The sequence below is a fragment of the Ottowia cancrivicina genome (assembly GCF_029813755.1).
Taxonomy (GTDB): Bacteria; Pseudomonadota; Gammaproteobacteria; order Burkholderiales; family Burkholderiaceae_C; genus Ottowia; species Ottowia massiliensis.
Window position 1 is genome coordinate 43,369 of record NZ_JARVII010000009.1, and the last position, 11,821, is coordinate 55,189.

At 68.4% G+C, this 11,821-nt stretch carries 19 protein-coding genes; 2 read left to right on the forward strand and 17 right to left on the reverse strand.

Annotated elements, in window-relative coordinates; genetic code table 11:
* Nucleotides 1–7 precede the first annotated feature (7 nt).
* Both QB898_RS05835 and QB898_RS05840 read left to right on the forward strand, forming a co-directional pair.
* The gene (locus QB898_RS05835; protein ID WP_279524181.1) at nucleotides 8–250 is read left to right on the forward strand and encodes a hypothetical protein; all 243 of its coding nucleotides are present in this window, start codon (nucleotides 8–10) and stop codon (nucleotides 248–250) included.
* A complete protein-coding gene (locus QB898_RS05840) occupies nucleotides 247–408 on the forward strand; it encodes a hypothetical protein (RefSeq protein WP_279524182.1) in 162 nt (53 codons plus the stop codon). Before QB898_RS05835 ends, QB898_RS05840 begins: the two co-directional genes overlap by 4 nt.
* Nucleotides 409–451: 43 nt before the next feature.
* Here the strand turns inward: QB898_RS05840 and QB898_RS05845 are convergent, their stop codons facing one another.
* The 17 genes from QB898_RS05845 to QB898_RS05925 form a co-directional block, all read right to left on the reverse strand.
* Entirely contained in the window at nucleotides 452–1,219 is a 768-nt protein-coding gene (locus QB898_RS05845; RefSeq protein WP_279524184.1) for a phage tail tube protein, read from the reverse strand.
* Between the two features lie 15 nt (nucleotides 1,220–1,234).
* Nucleotides 1,235–1,702 carry a phage tail terminator protein gene (locus QB898_RS05850; protein ID WP_279524185.1) on the reverse strand — a complete coding sequence of 156 codons (468 nt, stop codon included), beginning with the start codon at nucleotides 1,700–1,702 and terminating at the stop codon, nucleotides 1,235–1,237.
* A complete protein-coding gene (locus QB898_RS05855) occupies nucleotides 1,699–2,202 on the reverse strand; it encodes a gp436 family protein (protein ID WP_279524186.1) in 504 nt (167 codons plus the stop codon). Before QB898_RS05855 ends, QB898_RS05850 begins: the two co-directional genes overlap by 4 nt.
* A 10-nt stretch (nucleotides 2,203–2,212) precedes the next feature.
* Complete coding sequence (locus QB898_RS05860) at nucleotides 2,213–2,593, reverse strand: capsid cement protein (protein ID WP_279524187.1); 381 nt, start codon at nucleotides 2,591–2,593, stop codon at nucleotides 2,213–2,215.
* On the reverse strand, nucleotides 2,590–2,952 hold the full coding sequence (locus QB898_RS05865; RefSeq protein WP_279524188.1) for a hypothetical protein: 363 nt from the start codon (nucleotides 2,950–2,952) through the stop codon (nucleotides 2,590–2,592). Before QB898_RS05865 ends, QB898_RS05860 begins: the two co-directional genes overlap by 4 nt.
* Nucleotides 2,953–2,967: 15 nt before the next feature.
* Nucleotides 2,968–3,927 (reverse strand): hypothetical protein, encoded by a 960-nt coding sequence (locus QB898_RS05870; RefSeq protein ID WP_279524189.1) that lies wholly within the window; start codon nucleotides 3,925–3,927, stop codon nucleotides 2,968–2,970.
* A 21-nt stretch (nucleotides 3,928–3,948) separates the two neighbouring features.
* The gene (locus QB898_RS05875) at nucleotides 3,949–5,046 is read right to left on the reverse strand and encodes a hypothetical protein (protein WP_279524190.1); all 1,098 of its coding nucleotides are present in this window, start codon (nucleotides 5,044–5,046) and stop codon (nucleotides 3,949–3,951) included.
* A gap of 88 nt (nucleotides 5,047–5,134) precedes the next feature.
* Nucleotides 5,135–5,581: a Mor transcription activator family protein gene (locus tag QB898_RS05880; protein WP_279524191.1), complete on the reverse strand. Its 447-nt coding sequence runs from the start codon at nucleotides 5,579–5,581 to the stop codon at nucleotides 5,135–5,137.
* A gap of 37 nt (nucleotides 5,582–5,618) precedes the next feature.
* Nucleotides 5,619–5,987: a regulatory protein GemA gene (locus tag QB898_RS05885; RefSeq protein ID WP_279524192.1), complete on the reverse strand. Its 369-nt coding sequence runs from the start codon at nucleotides 5,985–5,987 to the stop codon at nucleotides 5,619–5,621.
* Between the two features lie 147 nt (nucleotides 5,988–6,134).
* Complete coding sequence (locus tag QB898_RS05890; RefSeq protein WP_279524193.1) at nucleotides 6,135–6,857, reverse strand: DUF7168 domain-containing protein; 723 nt, start codon at nucleotides 6,855–6,857, stop codon at nucleotides 6,135–6,137.
* Nucleotides 6,854–7,084 carry a hypothetical protein gene (locus QB898_RS05895; RefSeq protein WP_279524194.1) on the reverse strand — a complete coding sequence of 77 codons (231 nt, stop codon included), beginning with the start codon at nucleotides 7,082–7,084 and terminating at the stop codon, nucleotides 6,854–6,856. Before QB898_RS05895 ends, QB898_RS05890 begins: the two co-directional genes overlap by 4 nt.
* Complete coding sequence (locus QB898_RS05900) at nucleotides 7,081–7,665, reverse strand: hypothetical protein (RefSeq protein ID WP_279524195.1); 585 nt, start codon at nucleotides 7,663–7,665, stop codon at nucleotides 7,081–7,083. Before QB898_RS05900 ends, QB898_RS05895 begins: the two co-directional genes overlap by 4 nt.
* Before the next feature lie 2 nt (nucleotides 7,666–7,667).
* Nucleotides 7,668–8,303, reverse strand: a complete 636-nt coding sequence (locus tag QB898_RS05905) for a hypothetical protein (protein WP_279524196.1) — start codon at nucleotides 8,301–8,303, stop codon at nucleotides 7,668–7,670.
* Nucleotides 8,300–8,494, reverse strand: coding sequence for a hypothetical protein (locus tag QB898_RS05910; protein WP_279524198.1), 195 nt, complete (start codon nucleotides 8,492–8,494; stop codon nucleotides 8,300–8,302). The genes QB898_RS05905 and QB898_RS05910 overlap by 4 nt, the downstream gene beginning before the upstream one ends.
* Entirely contained in the window at nucleotides 8,491–8,637 is a 147-nt protein-coding gene (locus QB898_RS05915) for a hypothetical protein (RefSeq protein WP_279524199.1), read from the reverse strand. The genes QB898_RS05910 and QB898_RS05915 overlap by 4 nt, the downstream gene beginning before the upstream one ends.
* A 3-nt stretch (nucleotides 8,638–8,640) precedes the next feature.
* The gene (locus QB898_RS05920; RefSeq protein ID WP_279524200.1) at nucleotides 8,641–9,849 is read right to left on the reverse strand and encodes an ExeA family protein; all 1,209 of its coding nucleotides are present in this window, start codon (nucleotides 9,847–9,849) and stop codon (nucleotides 8,641–8,643) included.
* 32 nt (nucleotides 9,850–9,881) lie between these two features.
* Entirely contained in the window at nucleotides 9,882–11,807 is a 1,926-nt protein-coding gene (locus QB898_RS05925; RefSeq protein WP_279524201.1) for an integrase, read from the reverse strand.
* Between the last annotated feature and the right edge of the window lie 14 nt (nucleotides 11,808–11,821).

The window sequence follows — 11,821 nt, forward strand, 5'->3', positions numbered from 1 at the left end:
GAAAAAAATGCTGACCCTGGCCTGGCCCGTGCTGTGGCGAGTGGCCGCTCTGGCGCCGCTGGCGGCGGCGCTGGCCTTTGCGCTGCACGCCGCCTGGCGTGGCGTGTGGGCGCCGCTGCAACTGATCTTGCTGGCGCTGGCTGTGCGCTGGGCGCTGCTGGCGCTGCAAGGCGGACTGGGCGCGCTGCTGTGGCCGCTGGCGCTGATCGTGCGCGGGTCAGCCGGGCGAAGCAGCAAAAGCAGCCCATGAAAAAGCCCTTTTGCCTGCCCGAATTTGCCCTGTGGCTGTTTGTGGCTGCGATGTGCTCGGGCTTGAGCGGCACGGTCTGGATGCTGCCTGTGGCCCTGATCGCCCGCGCCGGCCCTGATCGCGTGGGATGTGCTGTTCGGCACGGGCGCGGATATTGACGACTCTGACAGCCAGGGCTGAACCCCAGGGCCGCACAAAAATTCAGGCAATCGTCTGGCGGTAGTAGCGCGAAATACCGCTGCCGCTGCGGCGCATGTCCTGCAGCACGGAGCCGGAGACTTCCAGCGCGCCGAATTTGTCGTTAATCAGCGCCAGCTGCTTGGTAATGGACTGGCTCACGCGCCAGACATCCACTACGCAGGGCTTGCCGCCATCGGCCTCGTTCAGACCGCCAAAGCTCAGTTCCAGCTCCACGGCCTTGGTGGTGAGCGCTTCAATCACGGCCTGATCGCCCCATGAGTAGCTGACCCAGAGCTTGTCGCCGGCCTGAATGTCGGCGGCCTGAGGCAGCACATAAAGCCCCTCGGGGCGCACTTCGTAGTTGCCTGCCTCGGCCACGGCGGTGGCGCTGGCGGCGTTAGCTCCCTTTTTAACGGTCAGGGCCGTGGGCGCAATGTGCGCCAGGCGCAGCAGGCCGCCCGGGGCGGCTTCGTGGGCTTCGTCCGTGGCGTTGCCCGCGTCCACGCCCTGCACCGTGCCCAAAGTGGCGCGTGCCAAGTTGACAATGTTCAGATCAGCCAGCTTCATGCTGATTTCCACGTCTTCCACGCGGCGCACCTCGGCGTGCGTGCCGCCGCCCAGGCGCGTCATGTCCTGCTGCTTGACCACGTTTTCCTTGTGCTCGAGCGTGAGTTCGAGCACGTTGCCGATTTCGGCCAGGGCGGCGTTGCTGCCCCAGGGGCGGGCGTACACCTGCCCCACCGTCATGCCGGGGCGGTAGGTTTTGCGGATGAGTTCGGTAGCGGCCATGAGAGAGTTCCTTTTTCAGGTTTTGTGAAATACGGTTTTCACCACCACGGTGGTGGGAATGAATTGCGTGCCCGCCTCGTGCCAGGGCCGGGGCGGCTGCGCCAGCTTCAGCGGGTGGGTGGCGCCTTTGAGGTGGGCGCCCAGCAGCGCGCTCATCACGCGCTCCAGCAGCGGGCCGGCGTCTTGCCGTGCATCCTGGCCCGTGCGGGCGCTGGCGACGTTGCGCACCACCGTCACGGCATGCCAGGTGTGCGCCAGCAGCAGGCGCGCGCCGGCGTCGTCTTCGATGCGGTAGCCGCCATACACCAGGTGCACCGCAGGCGTGTGCTGGCGCGTGAGCTTCACATCGGCCAGATCGGCCGCCGTCAGTACCTGCACGGCCGGGCGCATGCCCTGCAGTGCCTGCCTGAGCAAATCCGCCAGCAGCGGCTCCAGCGCCAGAAAGTTGTTGGCGCGGGCAGTGGCAAGGCCGGCTGTGCTCATCGGTAGCTGCCCGCTGCTTCGTCGGTGACTTGCCGCGGGCTGAAGTGGCTGTACACCTGCCCGTCGCCCAGCGCGCCGCTGGCCAGGGTTTCGCCCGGCGCGCCGCCCCAGGGGCAAGTCAGTTGCGCTTTGCCGTCGGCAATGGCGCGCAACTCGGCGCTGGCGGCCTTGTAGCGCAGGGCCACTTCGTGTTCGGGGGCCAGCTCGTCATACAGGTAGTAGCGGGCCACATCGCAGACGATGCGCACCAGCTGCGGCGGCGCAACCTGCACGGTGGCGCGCGGGTTTTGCGGCGTGGGGGCGGGTTTGCGGCAACCGGCCAGCGGCAGGCGGTAAGCCTGCGCCAGCAGGCCGTTGGCAAACGCCTGGGCGTCATCGAGCGCACGCTGCGCGCGCTGGGGCTGCACGGCGCGCTGGTCGGGGTCGGTGAGCTGCACCAGCTCCACCTCGCCGAAGCGCTCAATCATGTCCTGCACGCTGGCGTAGGGCATCTCTGGCATGGCCGGCCCTTCAGGCGTGCACGTGGTGCAGCACCTGCACCTCGATCAGCTCGCCCGCCCGTGCGGCAGCGCACAGGGCGCGGCCGCAGTGGTCGCTGGCTGTGCCTGCCGCTGCCTTGCCGGAGCCGTCGGCCGCAGGTTTGACGTAGGCACCGTGCTCAATGGCCTCGGCCGCTTCCACGGTGTAGCTGTAGCCGGTGACGACAGACAAGGCCTCGCCTTGCCTGGCGCCGGTTTCCGAGACGCCTTGCACTTCCTTGAGCGGCTTGTCGGGGGCGGCCGGGGCCGGCTGACCGCCGTAAGAGACGAAGCGGTAGGGCGCGATATCAGCGGCGGCCACCACCGTGACGGCGTGGCGCTTGTCGAACTGGCGGTTCATGTGGCTGCTCATGGGGTGGCTCCTTTCTTTTTGGCGGGGGCCGCGGGCGCAGCCGCGCTCTGGCGGGCAGCCACGGCTTTGGCGCGTTCGGCCTCAAAGGCAGCGCCTGTGCGTTCACGCTCGGCCGCCTGTTGGCGCTGCTGCCGCTGGGCCTGCTGGTTGTCGCGCGCGGCGCGTGCTGCGATCAGTTGCTGGCGGTCATGCTCGCTCATCTCCTCTGGCAGTGGCTGGCCGGGCGCAATGAGTGTGCGGCGGCCATCGGCGCCAATCCAGGCGGTGGCCACAAGGGCAACGTAGCGCGGCATTGGGATCTGGGTTGGGGCCTGTGTTTTGGCCTGGGCTTCGGTTTCGGTTTCCGAGGTTTCTGACATGGGCGACTCCTTCGCTTATTTCGGGTTCTGAAACAGGAAACCGGCCGTGGCGCGCACCAGGGTGGGCTTGCGCTCATACGTCGCGCCATAAATCCAGCTCTTGGTGGCGCGGTCAAAGTACGGTGTTTCCACAAACGGGTGGCCCGGCAGAACGCTGGTAAAGCCAAAAGCGGGCTCGCCCAGGCTCAGGCCCGCGCCGCCTGCGCCTATGTCGGGCGCGTAGGCCAGCACGGCGTTGTTGCCCCAAACGTCGTGGCTGGCGCCGCCCTCGTCCGTCCAGATGGCCTCGCCTATGGTGATGCGCGGCACCTTGAGGATGGTTTTGAGCTGCTCCAGCGTGGCCGGCCCCAGCAAGGTGGTGGGCAGGTAGCTGCGCACTTCTTTGTTCAGCGACAGGGCATAGAAGGCGTCGGCCGAGAGCACCAGCAGATTGGGGCGGCGGCCGGTGGATTTGCGTATGGTCTCGCTGGCAGCGGCCAGGTCGGTGACGGGTGTGCCGGTGTCGGCGCTCCACTTGGTGCCGCCCGAGAGGGCCTGCACGTTGGCGCCAAACGCCGCCGGATCGGTGGCCAGGGCGGCGGCTTCCAGCTCGTGGCCCAGGCTGAGCACCTGCAGGGCCGTGTTGACCGCAATGCGGCTGATGTCCAGGTGCTGCGCCACGTTCAGGCGCGCGGCCTCGTTGGCCTCTTCGATCAGCTCGCGCGGAATGGGCACGTCGATGGCGTGCTGATCCACGGTATAGACGCGCCCTTCCCAGTTGATGCGCATCTGCTTGGTGGCCGCGCCCGGCGCGCGGCGCGTGTTGTAGCGCCGCGTGGCATCGTCGCCCAGCTGCGCCAGGGTAAAGCCGCGCAGGGCCGTGGGCAGCTGCGGAAACAGTTGCATGGCCACCAGGCCGGCCTGCGCCGTGCCCGTGACCATCAGGTTGGTGAGGATGGGGTTGACGTTGAAACGTACTTGTGCGGGGGTGCTCATAAGAAGGCGGCTCCTGCTGTTTCATTGGGTAAATCGGGTGACGTGGCCCAGCGCCTGGGCATAGTTGGCCTCGGGGTGCTGGTCCAGCCAGGCCTGCGCGGCGCGGTGCACCTCGTCATCGCTCTTGCCGCGCGCGTCGAAGCCGGGGGCGCCGCCTGCGGCGCGCTCGGCAAAGTCCACGATGGCGTTGCGGCTGGACATCTGCCCCTGCAGCCAGGCGCACATCTGCATGGCCGTCACCTGCGTGGTCTGGCTGCCCTCGGAAAACGACACGTCGGCGGGCGTTTGCGCCAGCGTTTGCAGCGCAGCCACACACACGGCCTTGTCGCGCGGCAGCAAGCGCCCGGCCTTGATCTGGGTTTCGGCAAAGGCCACAAAGCCGGCCTGCCGCTCGGCGGCGGCCTGTTCGGCATAGCTTTTGACTTCGCTTTGCGCTTTTTGCGCATCGGCGCGGGCCTGCTCGGCGGCCTGCTCGGCCGCCTGCTTGCCGGCGGCCAGTTGCTGGTTTTCGGCGCGCAGGCGCTCCAGCTCGGCTTTGTCTGCATCAGACATGGGTGGCTCCTTAGAGGTAGGTTGCAAATCGGTGTCGGGCAGCTCCTGGCCAAAGCACAGTGCCTCGGCGAAATCGCCGGCGGCAAAGCCCATGTCTTTGAGGCCCGCTACGGCGGGCGGCTGCGCGCCCAGAAAGGCCACATGGCGCAAATACCATTTGCCCGGTGTCGGGTTGTGCGCAGCGCCGGGCGGGTAAAAGCTGGCGCTGCGCTTTTTGAAGCGGCCGGCGCGCACCATTTCGGCAAAGGCCTCGTCCACCTGGTGCGGGTCTATGGCCAGGTTGCCGGCTTCGTTGACGAACACGCGCTGCACCCAGCCATAGGCGGGCAGGTTGTCCCTGGGGTGGCCCACGGTGAGCGGCGCTTCGCGCAAGGCACGGTCATAGGTGGCCGCCATTTCTTCCAGCATGGCGCGCGTGAAGGTGTGGCGCCGCCCCTGGTCGTCGGTGTGCGTGCCCGCGCTGAAGATTTCAATGCCGGCAGGCAGGCCCCTGGCGGGCGCTGCCGGCGCAGCGGGCGCGCCAGCGGGTGCGGCGGCTGCGGTGTTTGTGGGCGGGGTAGATGTCATGGGCGGCATCGTCGCGCCGCCCGGCTTTCAGGCCCAAATGAAAGCCTTCATTGTTTTGGGCGTGCGCCCCTGCAGGGGCCGCGCGCGCCTACAGGGGCAGCTTGCCCTGGCGTTTTTCTATTTCTGCGGCGCGCCAGGCCGCCTCGATCTGGCGCACGCGCCGCTCGGTCACGCCGTGCCGGCGGGCGACGGCAGCGTAACTGTTGCCGCTGCGCAGCGCGGCCACGATGCGGCGGGTTTTGGCCGCACTCATGAGCGCCGCGCCCACGGGAATGTAAAGGGGCTGGCCGCCAAAGTCCTGCGCCAGCCCCATGGTCAGCGCCAGCGCCAGGCGCGCCAGATCGTGCGCATCAGTGTCCAGGCCGGCCGCGCCGCCTTGCGCCAGATGCCGCAGGGTAACGAAGCAGCTGGTGCACAGCTCGCGCCACAGGGGCGGCCACTCGGGCGCCAGCAGCGCATCCAGCGCGGCCAGCTGCGGGCCGCACACCTGCGACAAATCGGGGCGCGCATCCAGCAGCTCACTGGCGTCTTGCATCCGGGGCGTCTCTTGCATGGTCAATGGTTTTTTGTTTTCAGGCCGCCGGCGGGCGGGCCAGCCAGCCCTTGAGGCTCTCAATCAGGATGTGCAGCTGCGCATCCGTGCAGGCCTGCAAATGGGCGCAGCCCGTCTGGCGCTGCACCCACGCCTGCAAGGCGGCAGGGTGCGGGCTTTGCACCTGGCCGCCCAGCCAGAGCTGGCGCCACAGCGCCCACACCTTGCGCTCCAGCGCGCGCTCAGCGCCCAGGCGCAACACCTTGCCGCTGCGGCCCGGCAAGCCTGCCAGGCGCGCCAGATGCTCCAGCCGCTGGCGTACGCGTGCGCGCTCGCCCTGGCTCATGACCTTGCTGCTGCTTTTGCCCGTGAGGGCCAGCAGCAGGCTGCGGTAGTCGTCATCGCTCATGCCCAGGCGGGCCTTGAGGACGTGGATGGCCGCGGTGTGGTTGGGGGTGTGGGCTTTGGCAGCCCCGCCAGGGCGTTCAGAAGCGTTCCGTTTGGTTTGAACGGAGCGCGGTGGTATCTCAGGCACTTGTTGAACCTTTCGGGCGTTTCAGAGGGTTTTTTCGGGACAAGTCAACGAGGTCTGCCGCACGCCGCCAACTCCCCGGCGCAGCTCGGCCTGCCGGCCTGCCGCGTAGCCACGGCTGCGGTGGCCGTCATCAACCAGGCGGCCCCTGCCCCGGCTGCTGTCGCGCGGTTGCCTAGCAGTTATGTCGGGGTGTCTGGCCGTCATGTAGTCCAGCAGCAGCTGCTCGTCGCGCGCCGGTTGCGCAAAGCGCTCAACCAGGCTGCGCACGCCACAGACCCAGCCGGCCGCAAAGGCGTCGCCACGCGCCGTCTTGGTGGCGGGCTTGCACTGGCGTGGCTGACGGCGCACATGCGCCAGGCGCGCACGGCTGCATTGGCGCAGCAGCACGGCAAAACAATAAGAGGCCACGTCGGGCGCGGTGCCCACACCCACAAAAACATAAAAACCCTGGCGCGCGTAATTGCCTGCCTCGTTGTAAGCGCCGCGCACCAGGCTGTACATCTCACAGCCAAAGGCGTCGGCACAAACACGGGCCAGGCTTGCTTCCCAGGCATTGAGCGCCGGGCTGGCAGCGCGTGCGCAGGCTTCGTGCACGTCGGCCAGCGACACGTCGCGCTCGCTCAGGCCAAACTGCGCCATCAGCTTCTGCGCCTGCCGCATGGCAGCGGCCGCCTCGTGCGCTTCGGAACTGTGGCTCAGCGCCAGGCACTTTTTGATCTTTGCAAGGGCGTCGTCACGGTTCATACCGGCTCTCCTTCTCCTTCGTCTTGGTGGGCCCTGGCCTCGAACTGCCCGCACACCATCAGGGCGCGGGCGCCAAAGCCGCCCAGCGTGCAGCGCAGCGGCCAAAAGCCCGGCGCGCCAGGCTGCTGCAAGCGGGCATGGCGGCAGCCCTGGCAGCACGCCTGCGCCGCTGCGGGGCGGTAGCCCATGCGCACCTGCGCACGGTGAATCGGCCCGAGACAGCTCATGCCTGCCCCCCGTCCAGGTTTCGGGTGGCCTGTTTGACCATTTGGATGACGATTTTTTCGATGTCGCTGTCCACGGTTTTGATCAGTGGCGCATCGCTGTCGAGGGTGACGGTCACGCCCAGGCGCTTGAGGGTTTTGGCGTCGAGCTGCTCCAGCGCGGCGGCCACAGGGCGCGGGCGGTATTCAATGAGGGTTTCAGCCTGCTGCGGCTCAATGGCGCCGCTTTCAGTCAGTTTCATGATGCGCTCGCACAGGGCGCCGTCGTCTTCCCAGCTGATGCGCCCCTTTTGCTTTTGCAGGCCGAATTTGAGGCCGTCCACCACCATGGTGCGGGGCCTGACGAAACATTCGGGGTGGGCGGTGATGGCAGCCTGCAAATCGTTGTGCAGGGCCGCAATCTTGCGGGCAGCCTTGAGGATTTCGGGCGTGGCGCCGCGCTCAATGGTGCTGACTTGCTCGCGCACGGCCTGCACGAGTGCAGCCAGCCGGTCACGGCAGGCGGCGTAGTCAGCAGCCAGGCGGCGCATGCTTTCTGCGGGCTGCAAGGCGGCGGTGTGGGCCGCAGTGTTGGGAGTGGGCATGGTTAATTTCCTTTCGGGGTTGCGGATGGGAGTTCAGACGGGGTTGCACTGGCGGCGTCTCTGCCGCGCAGGCGCGCCAGGCGTGCGCGCACGGCCTCAGGCATGGGGGCGGCGGCCAGCGCATCGGCGGCCAGTTTGGCCAGCGCCGGGTCCTGGGCCAGGGCGTCCAGGGCGCCCGCGCTCTGGCCCGTGACCTGCACGGCGCCACGCGGGGCGCGGCTGCGCAGCAGGGCCTCGCGCTCGCTCTCCTGTTGGCCCTCGGCCTTGTCTGCCAGGCGCATGAGCACCTCGTGCAGGTAGGCGTGGTCGGTCAGGGGCGTTTGCAGCGAGCCTTTGGCGGCGGCGTCCAGCACGGCCTGCAAGGCGGCCTGCCACAGCTCAGGCGGCGCGCTCCAGTCGCGTCCGCGCCGCGTGATGCAGCCGCGCTGCATGTCGGCCAGCACTTCGCGCAGCAGGCGGGCGGCGCGCTCGGGGCGCAGCTCGCGTTTGGGGGGGCGAAACAGGCCCAGGTAGCGCAGCAAATCGTCACCGCAAGGCAGGCCGCGCAGGGCCGTGGCCAGCAGCTGGCGCAGCTGCTGATGGCTCACCAGGGCGTCCAGGCTCATGCCCGCGCCACAGTTGGGGCAGCGCAGCATCATGCGGCCAGCCTCCAGAGTGAGGCGCAGGCAAAGGCGCACACCAAACACAGCAGCAACTCGGCGGCAGCCTGCAGCCAGGGGCGCCGGAGCAGGCTGCGCCAGGCGCTTTTGCGGCGCTGTGCGTCAATCACGCCAGGGGCAAACGCAAAGCGGCGGCTGGCTGACGCGCGGCGGGTAGCAGGATGGCTCATGCGCGCCTCCCGCTGATGCGGCGCGCCTGAGGAAACAGCGCCAGCGCACGCAGGACGCCGTCCATCACGTGGGCGTAAAAACCGATGTGGCGGCACTGTGAACCACCTGGCAGGGTGATGATGACGAGGGTGGGGCGCGGCATGGCTTACACCCCCGCTACGCATTGGGCGTCGACCTTGGGCCAGCCGGCAGCGGCCGCGCCGTTCATGGCGCGCGCCACCAGGTTGTGCACGGCCAGCGGGTAGCAAGTGCTGATGCCGGTTTTGCTGCCGCGCGGCACATGAATGAGGCGCGCGCGCAGGGCGTCGAAAGCGTCTGGCTCGAAGACCTGTTCGCTCTTTAAGTCAAAGCGAGCGAACTTGTGGTCCAGATAGGCCCGCAAGTCGGCGTCCAGCGGCTCCAGCTCGACGATTTCGCAGCGCTGCATGACTTCGCGCACCTCGGGGTTCTGGCTGTGCAGCAGCTGGCGCAGCTCGGGCTGGGCAATGAGGGCAATGCCGATGAGGCGCTGCAGGCCGTCCTTGAGTTCGTCCAGGAAGCGCTTCAGATGTTTGAGCGTGGCCACGGGCAGGCAGTGCGCTTCGTCAATGACGAGCAGGTGGCGGCGGCCTGCGCGGCGGCTGGCGCGCAACAACTCGTGCATTTGCCGAAAGCGTGCCTGGGGGGTATTTTTGAGCCGCGCCTGCGGATCGAGCGCGTAAATGACGGCCTCGGCAATCTGGGCCGTTTTCAGTGTCTTGCCCTTGGTGTCGCTCGCTTCCATGCCCAGGGTGTAGGGCTTGATGACGAGGATGTCTTTTTGCTCTTCGCGGATGCGCTCTTGCAGCTCAAGCACCAGCGTGGTTTTGCCCGCGCCGCTTTCGCCCACCAGGGCCATGAAGCCGTGATGGGCGGCGCTGTCGAGCAAAGCGGCGCGGGCGTAGCGGGTGGCGGCGCTCTGGAAGACGTCGGCGCGGGTCTGGATGTCGTCCACAAAGGGGCTGCGCGGCAGGCCAAAGTGCTTGAGCGCGGCGCGGGTGAGGGGGGTGTTTTCCAATAACATGGCGTAGTCCTTTCCGGTTGAGATGTCTGAGGTTGGGGAGGGCGCGGCTGCGGGCGTTGGCGCGCCCGCAGCCTTTTGGGTTGATGGGGCGGGCGGCAGCGCCAGGGCGCGCAGCTCGGCGGTGGTGGCGCCTGCCTGGCGCAGCGCCTGGATGAAGGCTGCGCGGGCGGCGGCCTGGCCGCGCTGGGGCCAGTGGCCGCGTGTGACGATGGCGTTGACGGCGGTCAGGCTCAGGCCCGTTTGGCGCGCCAGCTGGCGCTGGCTCAGGCCGTGGGCTTGCAGGGTGCGGTGCAGGGCGGTGTGCAAGGGCATGGCGGCGGCTCCTGTGGCTTTTTTTCTGTACTTCAGCGCGCGCTGGCAATGACGCGCAGGGCAGGCCGTGCCGCGAGGCGCTCGGCCATGGCGGGCAGCTCGCTTTCAGGTAGGCCCTGCGGGCACAGCTGGCGCAGCAGGGCCAGGCGGGCCGGCTCCAGCGGCGCGCCCAGGTGCTCGGCCAGTTCGCGGCTGGCTTCAAACAAGGTGAGGGTGCGCTCGGCACGGGTGGGCGCCACAACCTTGGCCGCCAGCGGCAGCGGCTGGCCTTTTTTGGGCAGGGGGATGGGCAGCTTGGCTTCGCGTACCTGGCGCAGGGGGGCCAGGCGGCGGCCAAAGAGCGGCTCAGAGTGCGGCAGCTCAGAGGGCAATTGCATGGGCTGTGGCCGGGCGGCGGGCGCGGCGGAGCCGCCTGCCGGGTCTGCCCGGCCGGTTTCGGCGCTGGCGCCGGCAGGCGGCCGTGCGGGCAGTTGCCCCAGTTGCTCCACCTGCTGGCGGTTGGCCTGCAAGGGGGTGGTGCGCGCGCTGGCCCATTGCTGGCCGATGACGGGCGCATCCACGCGAAAACCCGCTTCGTCGCGCTGCACCAGGGGCACGGTATGCAGCGCCTCGCGGCCATCGGCGTCGGTGTAGACGATGCAGGCGGCCTCTTGCACGTAGGGGTTGTAGGTGACGCGCAGTTTTTCGCCCACCGAGACGGCGGGCACGTCGCGCACGTCATACTCAAGCCCCTTGAATTCCACGGTCAGGCGCGGGCTGACTTTGCGCAGCTCAGGCTCGTGGGTGAGCAGCTCGCGGCACATTTGCACGCCGGGGGCGATGCGCAACTGCTCGGGCGTGATGCCCAGCCACTGGTGCAATCGCGTGTGGCCGTGGCGGCTGTGGCGGGCAGTGGCGTTGAAGCTGCGCGCCCAGCAGTAGGCGCTCAGGTTGAGCGCCTGCAGGCTGCCCACGGCCTGGCCCTTGAGCGTGCTTTCAAAGCAGCGCTCGACAATGTCCTGCGCTTTTTCCACCTGGCCGGTGGCGCGGGCGTTGCCCGGCGCGTGGGGCATGAGCTGCACGCCCAGGCGGCGCGCCAGGTTTTTAAACAGGCCGCTGGTGTTGGCGCTGCCCATGTCCATCATGAGGATGAAGGGCACGCCGTGAAAGGGGTCGGGCGCGCCCAGCACGCTGCGCGCGTTGATGGCGGCAATAAAGCTTTCGGCCAGGTTCAGCGCGCTTTCAGCGCCCAGCACGTAGTGCACGAAGATGGAGCCGCTGTAGTGGTCGGTGACCACATAGCGCCACACGCGCTCGCTTTGCACGCGCTCGAGCGCGCGCGGCTTGTTTTTGTAGAACTTGTCGGCCTCGAGCACTTGCAGGCCGCCGCGCTGGCACCCGCCCTTTTGCCCCTTGCCCTGCCCCTTGCCCTGCCCGTTGGAGAGGTAATAGAGCACGCAGAGGCTGGCGTCAATTTGCCAAACATGGTTGGGGTGCAGGCTTTTCATTTCAGTGCAGGGGGTGGGGCGCAGCAGTTGCGCCGGGTGCAGGCCGTAGGTGCGCAGGGCGCGCTCCACGGCGCTGGCGCTCAAGAAGCGCACTTCGCCGGTTTCGGGGTGGATGCGCTCGCAGCGCACCAGGCCCTGGCAGCGCAGCTCATCGAGCGCGCGCGCTACGCTGAGCAGCTGCTTGCCGCCCTTGCGCTGCGACTGCATCAAGGCGGCGCTGATAGCCAGCGCCTCCTGGCGCGTGACGCTGACGGCGCCGGCATCAGAGCGGCGGCGGCGCGCAGGCTGCACGGTGAACTCCTTGAGGCGCCGGTACACGGTGGCGCGCGACAGGCCCGTGGCCTGGCTGGCGGCGGCCACGAGCGCGCCCTTGCCGCCGTGGCCCTGGCCGGCCGTGGCCTGGGCCAGATCACGGGCCAGTTGCGCAATCAGCTGCGCTGTGGCGGCGCTGGCAGCGCGGGGGGCAGTCATGATGGGCCGCTCCC